21 protein-coding genes, 1 pseudogene and 1 riboswitch are annotated in these 22383 nt (G+C 69.0%); of the genes and pseudogenes, 9 read left to right on the top strand and 13 right to left on the bottom strand.

The annotated features are described in order from the left end of the window. From ACFY5D_RS20085 to gcvP, 4 genes and pseudogenes are all read right to left on the bottom strand, one after another. A pseudogene (locus tag ACFY5D_RS20085) lies at window positions 1–151 on the bottom strand (serine hydroxymethyltransferase); the annotation flags it as partial. Next, window positions 148–528 (bottom strand): glycine cleavage system protein GcvH, encoded by a 381-nt coding sequence (gene gcvH / locus ACFY5D_RS20080; RefSeq protein WP_387533993.1) that lies wholly within the window; start codon window positions 526–528, stop codon window positions 148–150. The pseudogene ACFY5D_RS20085 and the gene gcvH, both read right to left, overlap by 4 nt. Window positions 529–624: 96 nt before the next feature. After that, window positions 625–1737 (bottom strand): glycine cleavage system aminomethyltransferase GcvT, encoded by a 1113-nt coding sequence (gene gcvT / locus ACFY5D_RS20075; RefSeq protein WP_387533991.1) that lies wholly within the window; start codon window positions 1735–1737, stop codon window positions 625–627. A gap of 39 nt (window positions 1738–1776) precedes the next feature. Beyond that, on the bottom strand, window positions 1777–4614 hold the full coding sequence (gcvP, locus tag ACFY5D_RS20070; protein ID WP_387533989.1) for an aminomethyl-transferring glycine dehydrogenase: 2838 nt from the start codon (window positions 4612–4614) through the stop codon (window positions 1777–1779). Window positions 4615–4789: 175 nt separating this feature from the next. Then, window positions 4790–4890, bottom strand: a riboswitch (glycine riboswitch). A gap of 205 nt (window positions 4891–5095) precedes the next feature. Here gcvP and ACFY5D_RS20065 point away from each other — a divergent pair. Then, window positions 5096–5773: an NADPH-dependent F420 reductase gene (locus ACFY5D_RS20065; RefSeq protein WP_387533987.1), complete on the top strand. Its 678-nt coding sequence runs from the start codon at window positions 5096–5098 to the stop codon at window positions 5771–5773. 98 nt (window positions 5774–5871) lie between these two features. Here ACFY5D_RS20065 and ACFY5D_RS20060 read toward each other — a convergent pair whose 3' ends face one another. Further along, a complete protein-coding gene (locus ACFY5D_RS20060) occupies window positions 5872–6594 on the bottom strand; it encodes a VIT1/CCC1 transporter family protein (RefSeq protein WP_387533985.1) in 723 nt (240 codons plus the stop codon). 132 nt (window positions 6595–6726) lie between these two features. On the opposite strand from ACFY5D_RS20060, the gene ACFY5D_RS20055 reads away from it, so the two are divergent. Continuing rightward, window positions 6727–7029, top strand: coding sequence for an ArsR/SmtB family transcription factor (locus ACFY5D_RS20055; protein ID WP_387533983.1), 303 nt, complete (start codon window positions 6727–6729; stop codon window positions 7027–7029). Beyond that, the gene (locus ACFY5D_RS20050; protein ID WP_387533981.1) at window positions 7026–7535 is read left to right on the top strand and encodes an SRPBCC domain-containing protein; all 510 of its coding nucleotides are present in this window, start codon (window positions 7026–7028) and stop codon (window positions 7533–7535) included. The genes ACFY5D_RS20055 and ACFY5D_RS20050 overlap by 4 nt, the downstream gene beginning before the upstream one ends. A gap of 37 nt (window positions 7536–7572) precedes the next feature. Here the strand turns inward: ACFY5D_RS20050 and ACFY5D_RS20045 are convergent, their stop codons facing one another. Next, on the bottom strand, window positions 7573–8358 hold the full coding sequence (locus tag ACFY5D_RS20045) for an SGNH/GDSL hydrolase family protein (protein ID WP_387533979.1): 786 nt from the start codon (window positions 8356–8358) through the stop codon (window positions 7573–7575). 127 nt (window positions 8359–8485) lie between these two features. Here ACFY5D_RS20045 and ACFY5D_RS20040 point away from each other — a divergent pair, with 127 nt between their 5' ends. Next, window positions 8486–8749, top strand: coding sequence for a hypothetical protein (locus ACFY5D_RS20040; protein WP_387533977.1), 264 nt, complete (start codon window positions 8486–8488; stop codon window positions 8747–8749). A gap of 39 nt (window positions 8750–8788) precedes the next feature. Here the strand turns inward: ACFY5D_RS20040 and ACFY5D_RS20035 are convergent, their stop codons facing one another. The 3 genes from ACFY5D_RS20035 to ACFY5D_RS20025 form a co-directional block, all read right to left on the bottom strand. After that, window positions 8789–9952, bottom strand: coding sequence for a serine hydrolase domain-containing protein (locus tag ACFY5D_RS20035; RefSeq protein ID WP_387533975.1), 1164 nt, complete (start codon window positions 9950–9952; stop codon window positions 8789–8791). Between the two features lie 93 nt (window positions 9953–10045). Continuing rightward, the gene (locus ACFY5D_RS20030; protein ID WP_387533973.1) at window positions 10046–11083 is read right to left on the bottom strand and encodes an RNase H family protein; all 1038 of its coding nucleotides are present in this window, start codon (window positions 11081–11083) and stop codon (window positions 10046–10048) included. Between the two features lie 105 nt (window positions 11084–11188). Beyond that, window positions 11189–11716, bottom strand: coding sequence for a GNAT family N-acetyltransferase (locus ACFY5D_RS20025; protein ID WP_387533971.1), 528 nt, complete (start codon window positions 11714–11716; stop codon window positions 11189–11191). Between the two features lie 348 nt (window positions 11717–12064). Between ACFY5D_RS20025 and ACFY5D_RS20020 the strand changes: the two genes are divergently transcribed. Both ACFY5D_RS20020 and ACFY5D_RS20015 read left to right on the top strand, forming a co-directional pair. Continuing rightward, entirely contained in the window at window positions 12065–13210 is a 1146-nt protein-coding gene (locus ACFY5D_RS20020; RefSeq protein WP_387533969.1) for a hypothetical protein, read from the top strand. A gap of 137 nt (window positions 13211–13347) precedes the next feature. After that, complete coding sequence (locus ACFY5D_RS20015) at window positions 13348–14082, top strand: class I SAM-dependent methyltransferase (RefSeq protein ID WP_387533967.1); 735 nt, start codon at window positions 13348–13350, stop codon at window positions 14080–14082. Between the two features lie 40 nt (window positions 14083–14122). Here ACFY5D_RS20015 and ACFY5D_RS20010 read toward each other — a convergent pair whose 3' ends face one another. The 3 genes from ACFY5D_RS20010 to ACFY5D_RS20000 all read right to left on the bottom strand — a co-directional run bounded on the left by ACFY5D_RS20010 (window position 14123) and on the right by ACFY5D_RS20000 (window position 17165). After that, entirely contained in the window at window positions 14123–15040 is a 918-nt protein-coding gene (locus ACFY5D_RS20010; protein WP_387533965.1) for an SDR family oxidoreductase, read from the bottom strand. A 146-nt stretch (window positions 15041–15186) separates the two neighbouring features. After that, window positions 15187–16398 (bottom strand): glutathione S-transferase family protein, encoded by a 1212-nt coding sequence (locus tag ACFY5D_RS20005; protein ID WP_387533963.1) that lies wholly within the window; start codon window positions 16396–16398, stop codon window positions 15187–15189. 191 nt (window positions 16399–16589) lie between these two features. Continuing rightward, window positions 16590–17165 carry an NADPH-dependent FMN reductase gene (locus ACFY5D_RS20000; protein WP_387533961.1) on the bottom strand — a complete coding sequence of 192 codons (576 nt, stop codon included), beginning with the start codon at window positions 17163–17165 and terminating at the stop codon, window positions 16590–16592. 129 nt (window positions 17166–17294) lie between these two features. On the opposite strand from ACFY5D_RS20000, the gene ACFY5D_RS19995 reads away from it, so the two are divergent. Beyond that, window positions 17295–17762, top strand: a complete 468-nt coding sequence (locus ACFY5D_RS19995) for a MarR family winged helix-turn-helix transcriptional regulator (RefSeq protein WP_387533959.1) — start codon at window positions 17295–17297, stop codon at window positions 17760–17762. 129 nt (window positions 17763–17891) lie between these two features. After that, window positions 17892–19004 (top strand): hypothetical protein, encoded by a 1113-nt coding sequence (locus ACFY5D_RS19990; protein ID WP_387533958.1) that lies wholly within the window; start codon window positions 17892–17894, stop codon window positions 19002–19004. A 660-nt stretch (window positions 19005–19664) separates the two neighbouring features. Here ACFY5D_RS19990 and ACFY5D_RS19985 read toward each other — a convergent pair. Further along, window positions 19665–21647 (bottom strand): ABC transporter ATP-binding protein, encoded by a 1983-nt coding sequence (locus tag ACFY5D_RS19985; RefSeq protein WP_387533956.1) that lies wholly within the window; start codon window positions 21645–21647, stop codon window positions 19665–19667. A 106-nt stretch (window positions 21648–21753) separates the two neighbouring features. Here ACFY5D_RS19985 and ACFY5D_RS19980 point away from each other — a divergent pair, with 106 nt between their 5' ends. Next, entirely contained in the window at window positions 21754–22206 is a 453-nt protein-coding gene (locus ACFY5D_RS19980; RefSeq protein ID WP_387533954.1) for a MarR family winged helix-turn-helix transcriptional regulator, read from the top strand. Window positions 22207–22383: the final 177 nt, after the last annotated feature.

Raw genomic sequence — 22383 nt, 5'->3', positions numbered from 1 at the left:
CCAGGGCCGTGTGGTTCTCCGAGGCGATCATTTCCAGGCCGCGCTGCTGGCGGGCCAGCTCCGCGTCGATGCGCTCCGCAATCTCCGGATCAAGGGTGCCCAGGTCCTGCGTCAGCGACGCCGGGGCCAGGGATTCGAAGACCGCGGTCATGCGACGTCGCCGCCGTTTGCGGAGGCGTAGTCGGCTGCCGAGAGCAGCGGGCCTTCCTCCGTGACCTCAACGGTGAAGAGCCAGCCGGCGCCGTACGGATCCTCGTTCAGGATGGCCGGGTTGTCGATGGCGTCCTGGTTGACCTCGACGATGGTGCCGGTGACCGGTGCGTACAGGTCGGAGACCGACTTGGTGGACTCCACCTCGCCACAGGTTTCGCCGGCGGTGACCTCGGAGCCAACCTCTGGAAGGTCAACGTAAACAACGTCGCCCAGTGCGTCTGCTGCAACCTGGGTGATGCCGACCTTGGTCGGGGTCGCGGCGTCGACCCATTCGTGCTCGGCCGAGTAACGCAGGGAGGCAAGAACCTTGCTCATAGTGATATTTCCTCTCAAAGAATGTGGGGTAAAGCTGTTAGCCGGTTGGGTGGTGGCGGGGAACGACGCATGTGTCGTTCCCCACCACCACCAACGTTACTTGGCTCGGGTGTAGAACGGCAGCGCGACGACCTCAAAGGCCTCCGGCTTGCCACGCAGGTCGATGTCCAGTGCCGTGCCGATTTCGGCGAATGCCGGTTCGACGTAGGCCATGGCCACCGGGTAACCCAGGGTCGGGGAAGGCTGGCCGGAGGTGACAACGCCAACCTGCACGCCGTCCTTCATCACCGGGTAGCCGCCGCGGCCGGCGCGACGGCCGAGGCCCTTGAGTCCGACGAGCACGCGCTTGGCGCCTTCGGCCTTGATGGCCTCCAGTGCTTCGCGTCCCACGAAGTTCTCTTCCTTCTTGAAGGAAACGATCGGGCCGAGGTTGGCCTCGAACGGGTTGCCTTCAAGGGAGAGCTCGTTGCCGTACAGCGGCATGCCGGCCTCAAGGCGCAGCGAGTCGCGGCAGGCAAGACCGGCGGGGATCAGCCCGTGGTTGGCGCCCGCAGCCATCAACGCGGCCCAGAGTTCCGGGGCCTGGGCGTTGGGCACGTACAGCTCGAAGCCGTCCTCGCCGGTGTAGCCGGTGCGCGCCAGCAGGATGTCGATGCCGGCGACCGTGGTCTCGTCGGCTGCGTAGTAGCTCATGTCGGAGACCAGCGCCTTGGCGGATTCCTCGACAACCTCGTGCAGGATGGCCACTGCGGCCGGGCCCTGTACGGCGATCAACGAGGTTTCGGCCGAGGCATCGGTGACGGTGACGTCGAAGCCCGCTGCGCGCTCGGCAAGTGCCGCGGCAACCACCGGGGCGTTGCCGGCGTTGGGTACGACCAGGAACTTTTCGTCCCCGCGACGGTAGGTGATCAGGTCGTCAATGATACCGCCGGCTTCGTTGCAGATGACCGAGTACTTGGCCTTGCCGACCTTCATCACGGCCATGTTGCCGGCCAGTGCGGTGTTCAGGAAGGTTGCGGCGTCCGGGCCCTCTACCCAGACCTCGCCCATGTGGGAGAGGTCGAAGAGGCCGGCGGTGGCGCGCACTGCCTTGTGTTCGGCCAATTCGGAACCGTACTTCAGCGGCATGTCCCAGCCGCCGAAGTCGGTGAAGGATGCGCCTAGTTCTGCATGCTGGGCATGCAGGGAGGTTTTCTTCGGGTCGCTCATCAAGCTACCTTTCGTGGGGCTCAAAAATGAGTGGCGGAATTAGTTTTCGAAGGCTTCGGGAGCCGGGCAGGAGCAGATCAGGTTGCGGTCTCCGCCTGCGCCATCGATGCGGCCCACTGCCGGGAAGTACTTGTCAACGCGCAGGGCGTGGACCGGGAATGCGGCCTGCTCCACGGTGTACTTGCGATCCCAGGCGGTGTTGATGACTGCCGAGACGGTGTGCGGGGCGTTGCGCAGCGGGGATTCCTCGATGTCGAAGTCGCCGGCCAGCACCTGCTCCATTTCACCGCGGATCGCGATCATGGCTTCGATGAAGCGCTCGATCTCGCCCAGGTCCTCGGACTCGGTCGGCTCCACCATCAGGGTGCCTGCGACCGGGAAGGACAGGGTCGGTGCGTGGAAGCCGAAGTCGATCAGGCGCTTGGCAACGTCCTCGGCGGTGACGCCGGTCTTGTTGGTCAGCTCGCGCAGGTCGAGGATGCACTCGTGCGCAACCAGGCCCTTGTTGCCGGTGAACAGGATCGGGAAGTGCTGGTTCAGTCGGCTGGCGATGTAGTTCGCCGAAAGGATCGCGGTCTTGGTGGCGTCGGTCAGGCCTTCGCCGCCCATCATCGCGATGTAGGCCCAGGAGATCGGCAGCACGCCGGCGGAGCCGAACATGGTGGCTACCACCGGTACGCCGTCACGCATCGAGTAGGTGCCCGAGGGGTCGCCCGGCAAGAACGGGACAAGGTGCTCGGCAACGCCGATCGGGCCTACGCCCGGTCCGCCGCCGCCGTGCGGGATGCAGAAGGTCTTGTGCAGGTTCAGGTGCGACACGTCGCCGCCGAACTTGCCCGGCTGGGCGAGGCCGACCAAGGCGTTCATGTTGGCGCCGTCGATGTAGACCTGGCCGCCGGCAGCGTGGACCTTGTCGCAGACCTCGCGCACGTCGGCGTCGTAGACACCGTGCGTGGACGGGTAGGTGATCATGATGGCAGCAAGGGTGTCCTTGTTGGCCTCGATCTTCGCGTCCAGGTCGTTGGCGTCGATGGTTCCGTCGGCCGCGGTCTTCACGACGACGACCTTCATGCCGGCCAGGACTGCGGAGGCGGCGTTGGTGCCGTGCGCCGATGCCGGGATCAGGCAGACGGTGCGCTGGTCATCGCCCTTGGACTGGTGGTAGGCGCTGATTGCGAGCAGGCCCGCGTATTCGCCCTGCGAACCGGCGTTGGGCTGGATGGAGACGCCGGCGTAACCGGTGATGGTGGTCAACCGGCCCTCGAGGTCGGTGATCAGTTCGCGCCAGCCCTCGGTCTGGTGTGCCGGGGCGAACGGGTGGATGGAGGCAAATTCCGGCCAGGAGATGGATTCCATCTCGGCGGTGGAGTTCAGCTTCATGGTGCACGAGCCCAGCGGGATCATGGTGCGGTCCAGCGCCAGGTCGCGGTCCGAGAGGCGGCGCAGGTAGCGCAGCATCTGGGTTTCGGACTTGATGGTGTTGAAGATCGGGTGGGTCAGGTAGTCGCTGGTGCGCTGCACCGCGGCTGCCAGTTCGAAGCCCTCAGCCTTGAAGGACTCGCCGGTGACGCCGAAGACGCCGGCGATGGCGGCAACGTGGGCGGACGTGGTGGTCTCGTCGGTGGAGATGCCCACGGTGTCTGCGTTCACGCGGCGCAGGTTGATGCCGGCAGCCTCGGCCGCGGTGATGATGGCATCGACGTCGGCGACCTTCACCTGGACGGTGTCGAAGAACGAGTCGGCAACCAGCTCCAGGCCTGCGCCGGAGAGCGCGGTGGCGATGGTGCGGGCGTGGTTGTGGGTGCGCTGGGCGATGCGCTTCAGGCCGGCCGGGCCGTGGTACACGGCGTACATCGAGGCCGTGATGGCCAGCAGCGCCTGGGCGGTGCAGATGTTGGAGGTGGCCTTTTCGCGGCGGATGTGCTGCTCACGGGTCTGCAGGGCCAAGCGGTAGGCCGGGGCTCCGGCGTTGTCCTTGGACACGCCGACCAGGCGGCCGGGCAGCGAACGCTCCAGGCCGTTGCGCACTGCCATGTAGGCTGCGTGCGGGCCGCCGAAGAACAGCGGCACGCCGAAACGCTGGGTGTTGCCGACGGCGATGTCAGCACCCTGGTCGCCCGGGGCGGCGATCATGGTCAGGGCCAAGATGTCGGCCGCTACGGTGATCATCGCGCCGCGTTCCTTGGCGGCGGCAATGATGGCCGTGTGGTCAACCACGGCGCCGTTGTTGCCCGGCTGCTGCAGCACGATGCCGGAGATGTCGCCCTCGGGCAGGCCCGCGGTCAGGTCGGCGATCTCGACCTCGAAGCCCAGCGCGTCGGCGCGACCCTGCACAACGGCAACGGTCTGCGGGAAGAGGTTCGCATCGAGCACGGTCTTGGCGGTGGCTTTGGCCTTGTTGGCGCGGCGCATCAGCAGCACGGCCTCGGCAACGGCGGAAGCCTCGTCGAGCATCGACGCGTTGGCGATCGGCAGCGCGGTCAGGTCCATGACCATGGTCTGGAAGTTCAACAGGGCCTCGAGGCGGCCCTGGGAGATTTCAGGCTGGTACGGGGTGTACGCGGTGTACCAGGCCGGATCCTCAAGGATGTTGCGCAGGATCACCGGCGGGGTGAAGGTGTCGGAGAAACCCTGACCGATCATCTGGGTCTTCATCACGTTCTTGCCTGCCAAAACGCGCAGGTCGGCCAAAACTTCGGCCTCGGTGCGAGGGGCAGGCAAGTCCAGGGGTTCGCTCTGGCGGATGTCGGCCGGAACGGCCGTGTCGACGAGTTCGTCGAGGGAGGAATAACCAAGCTGGGCAAGCATGGTGTCAATGTCGCTGCCCTGGGGGCCAATATGGCGGGCGACGAACTCAGCGGACGGGGTCACGGTCATGGGGAACTCCATTGGGTCATCGGCGTGCGTGCACGCCGAACGAGCTGCAAGTTCCTCCCCGACCCTGTTGCTGTGACCTGAGAGTTTCCGCACCGCTGCGCCCTACGGCGAAACGCATGCTTGCACCTTCGGTGAGCCGCACCGCCGTGGCGATGTTGCTACTTTCCAGAGTTGCCTCTTCGCGGCGGTACGGGGGCCTGAGAGTTTCCCGGGGAGGAATTGCTCCTACGGCGCCCGACCAACTTACGTTGTGCGGGACTCTCCCGCCGCATGTCAGTGGCTATGCCCCCTGCGAGGCACGATTAACATCCTACCGGCCATGCGTGAGCTATACAACACGCAACCTTCCAACCCTTATCAGTCGGCGATTCCCCACCGCGCTCCGGGCCGCCCCAAGGGATTTCAACAAAACACTTGACGCTTCAACCATCCGAGGTCTAGAGTTTTACTTGAAAGTTCAACCAAACATTTTGAGGACTCCATGAAGAACTTCCTCGCTCGACTCTTCGGAAAGAAGGACACCATGTCCATCGACATCACCATCATCGGCACCGGCAACATGGCCCGCGCACTGTCAACCCGCGCACTCGCCGCCGGCAAGAACCTGCAGGTCCTGGCCCGCAACACCGAGGCCGCAACGGCACTCGCCACCGAACTCGGCCGCGGCACCGCCTCCGGCAACATCACCGAGGCCCCGGCCGGCGGCATCGTCATCCTGGCACTGCCCTTCGACGCCTCCAAGGAATACGTGCAGGCACAGGGCGCGGCGCTGGACGCGAAGATCCTCGTCGACATCTCCAACCCCGTCGACTTCGCAACCTTCGATTCGCTGACCACCGCCGACGGCAGCTCCGCCGCCGAGGAAATCGCCGCACTCACCTCAGCCAGCGTCGTCAAGGCGTTCAACACCAACTTCGCTGGACCGCTGACCGCGGGCAACGCCGACGGAGCGGCCCAGGACATCTTCATCGCCGGCGACGATGCCGCCCGCACCGCCGTGGCAGAGTTCGTCTCGGCCGCCGGCATGCGCCCCCTCGAGGTCGGCGGCATCCACCACGCCCGCGAACTCGAAGGCTTCCAGCTGCTGATGATGGCCATGCAGGTCAACCCTGCCCTGGCCGACTTCAACTGGAACACCTCGCTGAAGGTCGCCGTCTAGGCCCGGGCACAAACAAGAAAAGGTCCGCGGGACGCTGCCAACCGGCATCCTCCCGCGGACCTTTGTGCATGCCACGGCACCCGGCCCGGGCGGACCCGCTACACGACGCCGGAGACCCCCAGCCAGGAGCCGATCGCGAACGTGACGACCAGCGCCGCGGCCCCGCCCACCAGGACCCGGACCGTCGGTCGGAGCATCGGCGCCCCTCCAAGCCTGGCGCCCATCGCGCCGGTGAAGGCAAGCGCGAGCAGCACGGCGACGAACGTGACGGGGATCTTCAGCTGGCCCGGCAGGAACACCGCCGTGGCGAAGGGCAGCACCGCGCCGATGGAAAAGGCGATCGCAGAGGCGAAGGCGGCATGCCACGGGCTGACCACCTCGTCCTGGTCGAGGTGCAGCTCGGCCTCCAGGTGGGCGGCCAGCGCATCGTGGGCCGTCAGCTCCTCGGCAACCCGCGACGCCGTTTCCACGCTGAGGCCCTTGGCCCGGTAGATCGCGGTCAGTTCCTCCAGCTCGGCCTCGGGCATCTCCTCGAGTTCCCGGCGCTCCTTCTCGATGAGCGCCAGCTGGGAGTCGGCCGAGCTCGAAACCGAGACGTACTCCCCCAGCGCCATGGAGATGGCCCCGCCGATGGCCGCCGCGGCGCCGGCCGCGATGATCGGCCCGTTGGCCGTGGTTGCCCCGGCCACGCCGACCACCACCGCCGCCACGGAAACGATTCCGTCGTTGGCCCCCAGAACCCCGGCGCGCAGCCAATTCAGCCGCGCCGCGACCCCGGCGTCGTGCGGTTCCTGGTCGTGTTGCACTGCCTCTTGAGTCATGGCTCCAGCCAATCACGACGCCGCGGCACTTGGCCAGCAAACCGGCCGACCGCGCCGCACCCGAACGCCCCCGCGGGCCCGCATGCCCCCCCACCCCTTGCGCATCATATTTCCAAACAGTAATATGACGGCATGAGCGCCTACGCCGCACTGGCGGAACCACACCGCCGTCAGATCCTTGACCTGCTGAGGGTCGGCGAGCGCGCCGCCGGGGAGCTGGTCGACAACCTGGGGCTGAGCCAGCCCGGGGTCTCCAAGCACCTGAAGGTGCTGCGCGAAGCCGGGCTGGTGGTGGTGCGCGCCGAGGGCAAGCACCGCTTCTACGCGCTGGCGCCCGAGCCGCTGGCCGAGGTCGACCAGTGGCTCCAGCCCTACCGCATGTACTGGTCGAGCCGCCTGGATGGCCTTGAACAACACCTGAAGGAGAACCCATGAGCGACGGAACCCTGGAAACCATTGGCGGGCGCCCGGCCCTGCGCTTCGAGCGCGTGCTTCCGCACTCGATCGAGCGCGTCTGGCGCTCCGTCAGCGAGCCCGGGGAACTCGGGAAGTGGTTCCCCGCGGCGGCACCGTGGACCCCGGCGGCTGGCGAGAAGCTCGAGGTGTTCGGCATGAGCGGCGAGGTCACCGAGGTCGATGCGCCGAACCGCCTGGCCTGGAACTTCAACGGCGACGACTACAGCTTCGACCTGTCCGCGGAGGGCCCCGGCTGCCGGCTGGTCTTCATCCACGCGTTCTCGCAGGGAACCCCCACGGCGCAGACGGCGGCAGGCTGGCACTCCTACCTGGCGCGCCTCGACGTGCACCTGGACGGCGGGCACCTCTCGGAAATGGATGCGCACGCCAACTGGGATGCCACCCACGAGCGCTACGCGGCGAGCTTCGGCGTCGACCCGGAGCCCGGGCGCATGTTCTGGGCCCAGTTCCTGGCCAACCAGTAGGCCCGGCCGGTCCCGGATTGGCTTACGCCGGGTTCCCCTACTCGGGGCGCCCGGCGTTCCCCGCGCCCAGGGAAATGTAGTCCGGGTACTTGGCGCTCAGGTTGTCGCCCGACGACTTGCCCGTCAGCCGTCGCTTGACCCACGGCGCCAGGAACTCCCTGGCCCACGCGGCATCGGCGCGCAGCTTTTCGGCTCGGGTCTGCGCCACCAGCGGCGGGAGCTCCGGGACCTCGATCCCGGTCTCGCGGCCCAGCACGCCGAGCACCTTCCTGGCCATCAGCGTGTGCCCGGGCGTGCCCATGTGCAGGCGGTCGGCGGCCCAGTAGCGCCAATCCTGGAACTCGCGCCAGCGCCAGTAGTCGGCGATCACGGCCCCGTGGCGTTCGGCGATCTCGCGCACGCCCTCGTTGTAGATGGCGGTGCGCCCGCGGGTCTTCTCGAAGATCGCCGAGCCGTTCGAGTCGAACCCGGTGAACAGCAGCAACTGCGCCCCGGTTCCGGCGAGCTTGGCCACCGCCTCGTCGTAGCGCTGCATCAGCGCGTCGATGTCCACGCTCGGGCGCAGGATGTCGTTGCCACCCATGTACAGGCTGACCAGCGTCGGCTTCAGAGCCAGCGCGACGGGCAGCTGTTCGGCGAGAACCTGCCGGACCTTCTTGCCGCGGATCGCCAGGTTCGCGTATCCCCACTCGGGGTCGGCGCAAAGCTGCTCGGCAACCCGGTCCGCCCACCCGCGCACCCCGTTGGGACGCGTCGGGTCCTCGTCGCCCATTCCTTCGGTGAAGGAGTCGCCAAGTGCCAGGTATCGTTTCGAGAATTCCACGGCACCAGACTATCTCGCCGGCACCCTCCGGCACGGAAGGACCGGCACCTGGCGACACGCCAAGACTCACGGCTTCCATGCGTCCGGGTCACAGCCGCCACAAAGAATGCGGGCGCACTCTCGAAGCATGAAACTGAAACTGCACCGCGCCCCTGCAGCCAAGAACACCCCGGCATTCGGCTCCGACGCCGGCCGCGACCAGGATGCGGCCCGCCCGCTGAACCTCGGCATGCCGGAAAACAGCGATCCAGCCCCGGAAATCCGCCGGTACACCGTCCCGCTGCATGTTGTCTTCACGCACGATTCGTCGGTCCAGCCCGCGCATATCCCCTGGCTCGAGGAAATCCGCGGCGACCAGTTCCTCTCCGACCTGCATGCGGAAGTCATCTAGGTTTCCGGACACCGGGCCGGTGCCGCACTGTGCCCCGAACTACGCGCCGAGCAGCACCTGGCGCGCCAGCACGCTCAACCGACCGCCGTGCGATCCCGTGCCGTTGGTTTCGGCCCGCGCCGGCAGGTAGCCGAAGGCCAACCCGTAGGCGGGATCCGCGAAGGCCAGCGACGCGTTGGCGCCGTCGTGCCCGAAGGCGCGGGCCGACCCGAAGGCGTTGTTCGCGTGCGCCTTCATGAACCCGATGCCGAAGGCGCCCTGCGTCCCGGTGGCGCGGTCCAGCCCGAACACCCGGTCCTGGCTGACGGCCGCGATCGTCTCCTCATTCAGGAACGGCGCGTGCTCGTCGCCGGCCCGGTCGACGAATCCGGTGGTCGCAGCGGCGTAGAGCGTGGCCAGGCCGTGCGCGTTGGCCACCCCGCCGATCGCGGCCAGCCCCGCCTCGCGGATGGATCGGACATTCGGCACGTCCAGGATTTCGAAGCCCGGCCCCTTCGGCCCGTCGAAACCGGCCGTCGAGTTCAGGGCCAGGCCCAGCGGGGAGTACGGGTCGACGAAGGGATAGGGTTCCGCGTCCGGCGCCGTGAGCACCGGGCGGAAGCGGGACTCCTGGTCCTCGGGCAGGCCCAGGTAGAAGTCGATCTCGTGGGGTGCGCGGATGCGGCGCTCGAAGATGTCCTGCAGCGGCTCCAGCGCGGCGCGCCTGGCCAGCTCCTCCATGAAGACGCCCATGGTCAGCGCGTGGTACGAGTGCGTTCCGGGGGCGTTCCACAGCGGCGCGGAAGCCGCGATGATGCTTGCGGCAAGCCGCGAGTCGACCAGTTCCGCCTGGGTGAAACCGCCCTCGACGCCGGGCAGCCCGGCCTGGTGGCTCAGCAGCTGCGCCACGGTGATGGCGCCCTTCCCGGCCGCGGCGAACTCCGGCCAGTACAGGGCCACGGGCGCCTCGAGGTCCAGCACGCCCTCCTGCACCAGCAGCGCCATGACCAGCGCGCCGGCGCCCTTGGAGCAGGAGAACACCCCGGTCATCGAGTCGGCGCTGCAGTCGTTTCCGACGTGCATGTCCAGCACCAGGTTTCCGCCCTGGTAGATCGCCAGCTGCCCCGAGTATCCCGGGTCTTCCTGGGCGTAGGAGCGCATCAGCTCGGCGACGGGGGCGAAGCGCTCATCTAGGACATCGGTGCTGTTGTTCTGCGTACTCACCCGCACCACATTACCCATGCCGGCACTGCCGAATCGGCAAGCGGCACCCGTGTTTCGGTCGCTTGACCTGCGGCTTGGCCCCGCGTCCGCCGACTACGCGCCGGGCGTTTCCTGCCGGTAGCGCAGCAGCCAGCGGCCGTCGACCCGGTGCCAGAACGACGAGCACAGGACCACGCGGTCCCCGGCCAGCAGGCGGTAGGCGAGCTGCACCATGTTCTCCCCCAGCGGGTTCGCGGCGAGCACCTGCAGCGATCCGCCGGCCGGCAGCGGCTGGCCGGCGCCCAACGCGGCGATGATGGTGGAGCGGTCGGTCAGCGAGCCGTCGCGGCTGATCTCCTGGAATTCGGGGTGCAGGAACGCCAGCATCTCGTCCAGGTCCGTGCGGACCGAGGGCGAGAGCAGCTCGCTTTCCAGCTCGAAGACCATGTGCAGGTCCGCGGCCGAGGCCGAGGTTGCCGAAGCTGCCGCCGGCGCCGGCGAAACGGGTGCGGGAGCGGCCGGAGCCGGAGCCGGAGCCGGAGCCGCGGGAGCCGCTGCTGCCTGTTGTGCTTCCGGTGCTTCCGGCGTCTCGCGATCGACCGACGGCGCCGTCAGGTCCTCGAAGGGCAGCGGGTCGTGGCCCGCCGGTACCTCGTGGTCCGCGGCGCGTTCGGCGGCGCCCGGAGCACCCTCGAGCCCCGGTCCGGCGTCGGGTTCCTGTCCGGCCTGGTACGCGGTGGCGGCGGCGCGGGCGCGATCGTCGGCCGCCTCGTTGAGCTCGTGCCCGGCGTGGCCCTTGACCCACTCGAAGCGGTAGTTCCGGCCCTTGATGGCGGCGTCGATGTCCTTGAGCAGGTCCAGGTTCAGCACCGGCTTGCCGTCGGACTTCTTCCAGCCCTTCTTCTTCCAGCCCGGCATCCACTTGGTCACGGAGTTGATCACGTACTGGGAGTCGCAGAGGATGTGCAGCTCCTCGTCCGGCAGGTGCGCGGTGGAGCGGAAGAGGTCGAGCACCGCCATGAGCTCGCCCATGTTGTTGGTGCCGTGGGCCCAGCCGCCGGCGCGCCAGCGGTCGTCGTCGATGTACCAGGCCCATCCTGCCGGTCCTGGGTTTCCGAGGGCTGATCCGTCTGCGGCTGCGGTGATCGTCATGGTTTCAATCCTGCCACGGCCCCGCCGACGGATTCACCTCGGCGCTTCGGGCCCCGTGCGGCGGCGGCCCGCCGACGGTCCACCTGACGCCTTTTAGAAGTCGTCTTAAAGGTCGATCGCGAAGAGCAGCGAATCGTGCGCGACGCCGTCGATCACCTTGTGCCCGGGCAGGAAGCCGCTCCTGGACATTCCGGCCTTTTCCAGCACGCGGATGGAGCCGGCGTTTTGCGGTCGGCAGGTCGCGACGGCCCGGCGCATCCCCAGGGTGTCCCGGGCGAAATCCAGCATCGCCACCGCGGCCTCGGTGGCGTAGCCGTTGCCCCAGGCGTCGGCGGCAAGCACATAGCCGATCTCCGCCGTCGATTCCTCCGGCGCCACGTCGGAGGCGCCGAGCATCAGCGCGATCGAGCCCGTCACCCGGCCGCCCACGGTGATCGCCATGCTGAAGGTCCGCCGCGGGGCGGCGTTTTGTTCGTCGAGGCAGGCGCGCAGGAAGGCCCGGGTGTCCTCCGGCGTGTTGGGGCCCCATTCGACGAAGCCGCACACGCGGGGATCGGAGGCGAACGCATGCACGGCGTCGTGGTCGGTCTGCGCATACTCGCGCAATGCCAGGCGTTCGGTGCTGATGTCCATGCGCCCATCGTGGCACGTGGAACGCGCTTTTCACGTGGTCCCGGGGTCCTGCCCGGCGTGTTCCGGGCCGGGCGCAAATCCACGGGCCGACGGCGACGGTGCATCCCCGGACCGCCGGGACCCGCTGCGATCCGCCCCGGCGTCGCCCGCAAAAACCACACGGCGGCAGGCAACGACCCTGTAACGATCCCCCGACCCGCCGCATTCCGGCTGGTTCCGGGGACGGCCCTCGCCTAGATTCGAGGGCAGTGAGTTACCACCGTTCGCCCGCCGGGGTCGGCCGTTCGTGAAGAAGCGCGCCCACACCGATTCCTGCCAGGGCGAGATTTCGCGAGACAGGATTATTTGATGCCATACCCCATGAGGTCCACGGTCGGTGCAGCCGTCCTGGCCGGCGCACTGGTGTTCTCGGGCACCGTTGCCAATGCCCAGCCCGTGCCGGCCGACGAGTCGGTCGCCTCGGCGCCGGTCGAGCAGGGCACCCCGGACGCCGGCGAGACGACTCCGGTCCTCGACCAGGGCGATGCGCCGTTGCAGCCGACGACCCCCGTGGAGGAGGCTTCCGGTAACGGCGGCTCCGCCGGTGCCGGGACCGAAGCACCGGATGCAGGCACCCCGGGCGGCGAACCGGCAGACGGCCCGGCCGACACCGAGGGGGAAACCGGCGCCACCGACCCGGCTACCGAGGAGGTTCCCGCGGACACGGAGCCCGCACCCGCCGAGGGTCCGGCCGGTGCTCCTGTCGATGCCACCGTCGACGCCCCTGCAGGCAGGTTGCCGGCAGCGGGCCAGCCCGCACCGCTGACCGGGGCCGAGGCACCCGCAGGACAGGTTGCTCCTCCGGCCGCCAAGCCGGCCACCGCGGAGAAGGTCTCCGCCGAGGCGAAAGCCGCCCCGGCGCCCCTGCCCGGTGCCGGCACAATCACAATCCCCGAGGGAGCAGCCGAGTGGACCACGGAACAGTGGAACGAGTGGGCGTTTAACGGCGAGGGCGGCAAATGGCTGGAGACGAACGAGAAGCCACTCAAGGAGGCCATGGAATCCGAGGACTTCGCGGCCTTCGCCGACTCCGTCATCCCGTTTCTCATCGAGGGCGACCCCTACGCACTTCAGGCCTACCTCGACTCCACCTACCCGGATGACGCGGTCCTGGCGCAGTTGATGCTCGGCGTCCTCATCGGCCAGCTCATGGAGGAGGGCGTCCTCGACGAGAACGGCAACTTCATCGGCGAACTCGTTCCGGAAACGGAAGAGCCTTCCGAGGAACCTGCCGAGGAGACCGACGAGGAGCCGGTGATCGAGCCGGTCGTGAACGTCACCAAGCCGAAGGCGTCGACGACCAAGCCCGTCGAGGTCTTCACCCCGGTCAAGGTGCCCGCCCGGGGACTGGCCGAGACCGGTGCCGACGGCATCGGCCTGCTGGCCGGCACCGGCGGCGGACTGCTGGTGCTGGGCGTCGGAGCCCTGGTGCTGCGCCGCCGCAAGCAGGCCTGACCCACACATAGACGGGAGGGGCGCGGATCCAACGGGAACGATTCCCGTCGATCCGCGCCCCTCCCGTTGTTGTTTGCGGTTCCGGACACAGCGGCCCGCGCGGCCGCCCCGCGGAATCAATGGTCTAGGCTCTGTGCATGCAGTCCTTCCTGAGCCCCACGCAGCACGCAGACCTCTACGATGCCGAGAACACCTGGACGGCGGCGGAGGACTTCTTCCTCGCGTTCGCCAACGAGCAACCCGCCAGCCGCGTGCTGGACCTGGGCTGCGGCACCGGCAGGTTGACCGTCGCGCTGGCCGGGGCGGGGCACACCGTCACCGGCCTCGATCCCCACCCTGGTTCGCTCGACGCGGCCCGGGCCAAGCCCGGGGCCGATGCGGTGCACTGGATCGACGGGACCTCCGCGGCGCTGCCGGAGGAGGCCGCATTCGACACCGTCATCATGAGCTCGCACGTGGCCCAGGCGATCGCCGACGAACGCGACTGGGCCGAGACCCTGCGCGATGTCCGCGGGGCGCTGGTGCCCGGCGGACGGCTGGTCTTCGACTCGCGGGATCCGCAGGCCCGTGCCTGGGAACGCTGGACCCCGGCCAACACCCGCAGCCACCTCACGCTGCCCGACGGCACGGCGCTCCAGCTCTGGATCGACGCGGCCGAACGCGAAAAGGGGCTGGTCGGGATCACCGAGCACCGCTTCCTTGCCGACGGCAACCGCGAGTTCGAGGACGCGCTGCTGGCGTTCCGCAGCGAGTCCGCCCTGCGCAGGGACCTGGCCGCGGCCGGGTTCACGGTCGGCCGGGTGCTCGGCGGCTGGGCCGGGCAACCCGTGGGCGAGGGCGACGGCGAACTGATCTTCGTCGCGCACGCCTAGTTCCACGCATCAAACCCGGGGCCGGCTCCGTTTTTGGGGTTCAGCGGTACCCCGTGGGATCCGCGGGCAGCCCGGCGTCCTGCACCTCGACCATGTAGCGCCAGCAGTCCGGGGCCGAGCCATCGACGTCGGTGAACCCGTAGTCGCGGGCCAGTTCCCCGCTGGAGAACGATCCGCCGTTGCGCGCGTGCACCCGCGGGTCCGCGGCGAGCGCCGCCACCGCGCGCCCCACGAAGCGCGGGGATTCGCTGATCGCGGCAAAATGCCCGTGCTCGGCGGCGGAGCTGCGCCAGTTCGACTCGTCGACGCCGAACGCCTCCAGCATCATCTCCGAGCGCAACCAGCCCGGGCTCAGCGCCAGCGCCGTGCACCCGTGGGGCTCCAGCTCGCGGGCCAGGTCGAAGGCCAGGCGCAGCGGCGCGTTCTTGGCCAGGTCGTAGAAAGTGGACAGCCGGTAGTTCTCCCGGTTGTACGCGGCGGTCCCGTCGGTCACCTCGACCACCAGCCCGCCCGGGTTCCGGCTCAGCAGCCCCAGCGCGTGGTGCGCCGTGATGAGGTGCGTTTTCACGCCGAGCTCCAGCATGCGCAGCCCCGCGGACAGGTCGTGCTTCCAGATCGGCGCGTTCCAGTCGATCAGCTTTTCCCCGCCCCACACGTCGTTGACCAGCACATCGAGCCGGCCCTGCTCGGACCCGATGCGGGCCACCAGCGCCGCGACGGCGTCGGAATCCAGGTGGTCCACCGCCACGGCGATGCCCCGCCCGCCGGCCGCGGTGACAAGTTCGGCGGTCTCCTCGATGGTTTCCGGGCGGTCGTACTCGCTGCGCTTTCCCCGGGTGCTGCGGCCCGTGCAATACACGGTGGCACCGGCTTCTCCGAGGGCGATCGCGATGCCGCGTCCCGCGCCGCGCGTGGCGCCCGCGACGAGCGCGATCTTTCCCTTCAGCGTTGCGTCCATGTTGCCCACGCTAGCCCCCGGCTCCGGACGCGCGAAAGGTCCCGCCCGGAAAATTCGGGCGGGACCTTTCAACGGATTCGTGCTTCCGCAGGCTCACGGTCTCGCAGGCTCTCAGTCCTGCGAGGTCGCTGTCGTGCGGTGCCTGCCTAGGCCAGCGGGTAGAGCGGGTTGTGGCCGGCGGCCACGCGCTCGGACTCGCGCACCGGCCCCGGGGCCGTGCCGTTGCCCCAGGGGTTCCCGCCGAGGGCCTCGCGGCCGTGCGGTTCCAGCCAGTTCTCCAGGTCCGGCCCCTTGGGCACGATCCGCGTCGGGTTCACGTCGGTGTGCACCACGTAGTAGTGCTCCTTGATCTGCTCGAAGTCGACGGTGTCGCCGAAGCCCGGCAGCTGGAACAGGTCGCGGGCGTAGGCCCAGAGGTTCGGCATCTCGATCAGCTTGTTCCGGTTGGCCTTGAAGTGGCCGTGGTAGACGGCGTCGAAGCGCACCAGCGTGGTGAACAGCCGCACGTCGGCCTCGGTGATCGACTCCCCCATGAGGAACCGGCGGGTGGCCAGGCGTTCCTCCAGCCAGTCCATGGCGGTCCAGAGGCGGTCGTACGCCTCCTCGTAAGCCTGCTGGTCGCCGGCGAAGCCGCAGCGGTAGACGCCGTTGTTGACCTCGGTGAAGATGCGCTTGATGACCGGCATCATTTCCCCGAGCTGGTCCGCCGGCAGCAGGTCCGGGGCGCCCTCGCGCTGGAACGCCTTCCACTGCGTGGAGAAGTCCAGGGTGATCTGCGGGTAGTCGTTGGTGACCACGGCGCCGGTCGGCACGTCGACGATCGCGGGCACGGTGATGCCGCGCGGGTAGTCGGCGAAGCGCCTGAAGTAGTTCTCCTGGATGCGCGCGGTGCCCAGCACCGGGTCCACCCCGCCCTCATCCAGGTCGAAGGTCCACGAGCGCACGTCGTGCACCGGCCCGGGGGTGCCCAGCGAGATCGCGTCCTCCAGGCCCAGCAAGCGGCGGACGATGATGGTGCGGTTGGCCCAGGGGCAGGCGCGGGCGGCAACCAGGCGGTAGCGCCCGGCCTCCACCGGCCAGAGCTCGGCGCCGTCGGCGACGCCCGCGTGGACGTTGCCGATCGTGTCGCCGGTCGGCCCGCCGGCGGCGCGCACGGCCGCCGGGTCGGCCACGATGCGGTCCTGGATGTAGTTGGTGTCGCGCGTGAATTCGCCGCCGGTCACGTAGGCACCGGCGGTGCTGCGCTCGCCGCCGTAGTGCCCGTCCAACGGCTGCCCGTCGAACGCGTCGCCAAGCAACGCGTCTTCGCGCAGCTCGCCTTCATGCAACGCTTCTTCACCCAAAACTTGCTCGCTCATGACCCAACCTTGGAAACACGTGCCGTCAAGCAGCACATCGGAAAGAAAAACGGCCTGCCCGCGGAACGTCGCGGGCAGGCCTTGTTCGATGGCCCGCGCCCGCACGGGGAGTGCGGATGCGGAACCATCCGGGCGGCGGCCCAAGCAACCCCAAGACGCGAGGGCCGCCGCCCGAAGATCGTCGCCGGTGGTTAGGCGGAAACCAGTGCGGCGTCGCGAACCGACTTCAGTGCCACGGTCCACGGAACCAGCTGGTCCAGGACCGGTGCCAGCGATGCGGCCTGCATCTCGGTCGGCTTGAAGACGGAGAAGTTCTCGAAGTCGGTGAACAGGGAGAACATGCCGGTCTTCTGCACGTGGGCGATCTGCAGCTCGGAGAGGATGCCGCGCAGGTGCTCGACGGCGCGCACGCCGTAGGCCGAGCCGTAGGAGACGATGCCGGCAGCCTTGTTGGCGAACTCGGCGTTCAGGTAGGACAGTGCGTTGGCCAGGGCCGGGGCGACAGAGTGGTTGTACTCGGGGGTGACGAACACGAAGCCATCGAACTCGGCGATCTTTGCTGCCCATGCCTTGGTGGCGTCGTTCTGGTAGTTCTGGTAGGCGGCCGGGTAGGCCTCGTCCAGCAGCGGCAGCTTGAAGTCCGCGATGTCGACCAGTTCGTAGTCTGCGTCGCCGCGCAGCTGTGCCTGCTCCAGGACCCACTGCGCAACGCCTGCGTTATTGCGGCCCGGACGAGTCGAACCGGTGATGATGGCAATCTTGGTCATGCGTGTTCTCCTTGAACTGAGCGACACATCCGTGAACTTGCTGACGTGTCAACTAAAAAACTTGATGTCTCAATCATGGCGCGGAACAATTGACGTGTCAACAACTTGTTAAGAAATGTGAGGAGCACCATGCACGAGCCCCGCTGGCTCAGCAGCCACGAACAGGAACTCTGGCTCGAATTCCGCGAATTCCTCTGGGGTTTCCCCAGCGCGATGGACCGCCAGCTCAGCCGCGACGCGGGCCTGTCCACCGGCGAGTACTCGGTGCTCGCCGCCGTTTCACAGGCCGCGCCCGATCGCCTGCGTTCCGGGGACCTGGCCAATGTGCTGGAATGGGAGCGTTCCCGCCTCTCGCACCTGCTGCGCCGCATGGAGGCCAAGGGCCTGATCGAACGCTGCGCGGCAAGCTGCGACGGGCGCGGCCAGGAGATCAAGCTGACCGATGCCGGGTGGGACACCATCCGCACGGCTGCCCCCGACCACGTCGGGTTCGTGCGCGAGGCCCTTTTCGACTCGCTCTCCGCCGACGAGCAGGACCAGCTGCGCACCATCCTGGCCAAGGTCCGCGCGGCCGTCGTCGAACGCGAGCTCTGGTAGGCCGGAGGATTCCCGCCCAGGGGATTCCGGCCCAGGGGATTCCGGCCCCGGGGATTCCGGCCGCGGGACTTTTCCACATCCCGCAGGCCGGGCGCGACCGACCGGTGCGCGCAGCCGCACGCTGGGGACATGGAAACAGCGCAATTCGTCGAATCCGTCGCGGGGCACCGCGACGATCCGGGGCACCCGACGGCCACGGACGACAAGTTGCGCGCCCTGCTGGTCGCGATGGAGATGTGCGACTCGCTCTGCGAGGAAATCTCCCGCGACACCGACTCCCCCACCCTCGCCGCACTCTTTGCCAGCGCGGTTGAACGGGCATCCCAACGCATGGAGCTCGCCCAGATCAGGGCCGCGGGGACGGCACAACGCACGCTCATCCACGAGCTGCCGCCGGAAACGCTGGTCGCGCTGCGCAATGTTGCCGACGATCCCCGCGACTACGTGCTGGGGCACAGCCGCCTCCCGGACGATCCGCGGACCGCACCAACCGGGCGGACCGAATACCGGAACATCGCCGAGGCCCTGCAGCGGATGCTGCGCATCTCCTACTTCGAGGCCCGCGACCGGCTGCACGCGGCCTGGTCGCTGCTGCCGCGGACCGACGCCAACGGGATCCCGCAGGGCCCGCGCTTCCCCGTCCTCGCCGGGCAGCTCGATTCCGGCAGCGCCCGCGTCAAGGAGGTTGCCGCCGCGGCCCGCAAGCTGGACAGGCTGCGCCCCGGCATCGAGGCCCGGCCCGACGCCCGCGACCTGGCCAGGCGCGTCGAGGAGCAGGTGGCCCGCTCCGTCGCCGAGGACACCCCGCGGGAGACCAACAAGCTGTTCGACGCCATCGCCGACCGGCTCGATGCCGCCGACGATCCACCCACCCCGGCCGAGGTCCGCGAGAAAACCGGTATCTTCGTCACCCGCCGCACCCGCCACTTCACGTACCTGCATGCGTGCATGCTCAACGACGACGCCGAAGTCTTCATGTCGCACTTCGCGCAGTCGGACAACCCGCGCACCAAGGCGGAGACCGCCGGGCGATGGCCGATGCCGCAACCGTTCCGGGAGCCGGTGCCAGCTCCGGCGTCGGCTCCGACTCCCCCGCCGACGGCACTGCCGAACCTCCGCCGTGGTTCATCCCGGATCCCTCGGCCGGCCCCGCCGAAACCCTCCCGCCGCTGTCGGGCTTCGACTTCGGCGACGCGTTCAAGGACCGCTTCAACTCCACGAGCCCGGGCCCGGACGGGCTGACTCCCCCGCAGCGACACCTGCAGACACTCATCAACGTGATGCGATCGGCTGGCAAACCACCGGGCGGCAACGGATCCAAGGGCGCCGGCGGCCTGCCCGCCGCCCAGCTGATAGTCCTCGTCAAGCTCGAGGTCCTGCTGGGACTGGCGCGGGGCGCGGGATATTCGGCCCACGGGTTGGAGATACCGATCGGCAGGGTGCGGCGGATGCTCGCCAACGACGGGGTGATACCCGTGGTGCTCGGCGGCCAGGGTGAAGTCCTCGACGTCGGCAGGGAAAGGCGGCTGCTGCCCGGGCACCTGAAACGTGCGGTGCTGGCGCGGGATGGCGGGTGCCTCTATCCGGGGTGCACCGTGCCGCCCGAGCTGTGCGAATTCAACCACATCGAGCAGTGGCAGGACGGCGGGGTGACAAGCGTGGCCAACTGCCACCCGGCATGCACCGCCCACCACCACATGATCGACAACGGGGAGCTGCGGGTGGTGGTCCACCGGGGATTGCCGCACGTGGTCCTGCCGCGCTACCTGGACCCGGCGCAGGCACCGCGCCGCAACACCTACTGGCAGCCGGCGGACCCCACGCTCTTCTAGCCGGCGTTCCGACGGCAATCCGACGGCACAGTCCACTGCGCAGCCCGCTGCGGCTGCCGGCCGACGCCGGCTAGGCGGTGGGTTGCAAGCGTGCCCGGCCGGAGGTTGGCGGCGTTTCCTCGTGGGGCGACCCGCCGGACTCGCCAAGCTCGCCGTGCTCGCCGGCCGCAACCAACCGGGCAAAAGCGCCGCCGGATTCGCGCAGCTCCTCCGGCCGCCCGCGCTCAAGGATCGAGCCGCCCGACAGCACCACCAGCTGGTCGGCGTTCTCCACCGTGGACAGTCGATGGGCGATCATCAGCGTGGTGCGGCCCCGCGCCAGGCGATCGAGCGCATCCTGCACCAGGGCCTCGGTGGTGTTGTCCAGCGCGCTGGTCGCCTCGTCGAGGACCAGCACCCGCGGGTTGCGCAGGATGGTGCGGGCTATGGCCAGGCGCTGCTGCTCGCCGCCGGAGAAACGGTGGCCGCGGGCGCCGACCAGGGTGTCCAGCCCGCCGGGCAACCCGGCCACCAGGTCGGCGATCTGCGCGGAGGCCAGCGCCTTCCACAGCGTCGCGTCGTCGGCGTCGGGGTCCGCCAGCAGCATGTTCTCCCGGATCGAGGCGTGGACCAGGTACGTCTCCTGGGAGACGACGCCGACGATCTTGTTCAGGGTCTCGGGGGCGAGCTCGCGCACGTCGATCCCGTCGATCGTGATGCGTCCGGAGCTCGGGTCGTGCAGGCGCGGCAACAGGGCGCCGAGCGTGGACTTGCCCGACCCGGTGGGCCCGACGACGGCCGTGGCGGTGCCGGGTTCCAGCTCCAGGTCGATCCCGTGCAGCACCTCGGCGCCGCCGCCGTAGGAGAAGCCGACGCCCTCGAAGCGCACACGCCCCACGACGGATTCCGGATCCAGCTCCGCAGGGTTCGCCGGCGGCTTGATCTCCGGGTCCATGTCCAGATACTCGAAGATGCGGCTGAACAGCGCCATCGCGGTGACCCACTGGACCCCGACGTTCAGCAGGCCCATGATCGGACGGAAGATCGCGCCCTGCAGCGCGGTGAACGCGACGAGCGTGCCGATGGTCATGCCGCCGGAGGTGGCCGGGAAGCCGGCCGCGAGGTAGATGACCGCGGGGATCGCGGCGAACACGATGCTCATGGTGGCCATGCGCCAGCGCCCGGCCAGCTGGCTGCGCATTTCCAGGTCGATCAGCCGGTGCGAGGAGGCGGAGAAGCGCAGCACGTCGCGTCCCGTGGTGCCGAGGGTCTTGGCCAATCGGATGCCCGAGACGGAAAGCCCCTCCTCGATCTGCGTGTACATGCCGGCCAGCTCCTGCTGCCGCGCGGTGGTCACGTCGCGGCGCATCAGCGCGACCTTGCGCGAGAGCCAGATGGCCGGCGGCAGCACCACCAGCGAGAGCAGGCTCATCCGCGGGGAGAGCGCGACCATCGCGATGGCGGTGGCCACGGCCGTGGTCAGGTTGGAGGCCACGGAGGTGGCGGTGGAGGTCACCACGTTCTGCATGCCGGCGATGTCGTTGGTCAGCCGCGACTGCACCTCGCCGCCGCGGGTGCGGGTGAAGAAGCCCAGCGACTGGGCCTGCAGGTGGGTGAACAGCCTGGTCCGCAGCTCGTGCATGACCTTCTGGCCCATTTTGGTGGCCATCCAGGTTTGCACGACGCCGATCGCGGCGGTGGCCGCGGCGACGGCGACGAGCCCGCCGGCGAGCCAGGCCAGCAGGGCCACGTCTTGGTGCGGCAGCGCGTCGTCGATGATGGCGCGGATCAGGAACGGCTGGGCCAGCCCGATGACCGAGGCGGCGGAGATGAGCAGCACGACCACGGTGATCGTGAACCTGTGCGGCCTGAAGAGGGCCGCGATCCGGGAGGGCTTCACCGGGTGGAGCTTGACCTGCTTGAGGTCCGCGGGGTTCAGGCGTGCGACGGGGCCGCCCGGGCCGCCACCGCGTCCTCCCCCTGAACCGTGCGCGCCATCGGCGCCGGAGGTGTTTGTGGCCGAACGACCCTGGCCCGATCGGGCCCCGCTGGAAGATGAACTCGATTCCAACATGCGCACCACCTTTCGTGGTGGTTATGGGTGCGGGATTCGCACCACGTCTTTGTTGAGGTTACCTCACTATGTGGCTACCGGTCAAACGTGGCGTAGAGTTGGACCCATGTCAACCAGCGCCGACTCCCCCGCCCAAGGCGATCTCTCCGAACTTTTCCACCGCGCATTTCGGTCCCTGCGGCACTCCTGGGTGGAGCAGCTGGCGCCCTTCGAGCTGACCCCGCACCAGTTCCGCGCCATGCAGGCGCTGGCCCGCAGCTCGGCGGATTCGGCAGGCAGCGAGGGGCTGCGGCTCAAGGACGTGGCCGAACGCCTGCACATCGCCCCGCGCTCGGCCACCGAGGTGATCGACCAGCTGGAGGCCAAGTCGCTGGTGCAGCGTGCGGCGGACCCCGTGGACCGGCGCGCCACCCTGGTCAGGCTCACCGCCGCCGGGCAGAAGCTCTCCGACCGGGTGCGGGCCGCGCGCCGCGGCCACACGGAGCAGTACTTCGGCAGGCTCAACGCCAACGACCGCGCCGAGCTCGCCCGCATCCTGGCCCAGCTTGGCCCGATGTAGTCCCGGCGTAGTCCCGACGCAGTCCCCCGCGACGTCCGCGGGAACCCCGAAAACGCCACGGGGCGCGGCGCCCCCCCCCCCCCCGCGGGGGGGGGGGGGGGCCCCCGCCGGGTGGCCAGCCGCGAGCCCCCCCCCGTGCCGCGGCGGCCCGACCCCAAGTACGCGCCCAGCGTGGGG

The sequence above is a fragment of the Paeniglutamicibacter sp. NPDC012692 genome (genome assembly GCF_042901625.1).
In the GTDB taxonomy this organism is placed as follows: Bacteria; Actinomycetota; Actinomycetes; order Actinomycetales; family Micrococcaceae; genus Paeniglutamicibacter.
This window is presented reverse-complemented; position numbering and strand designations above follow the sequence as displayed.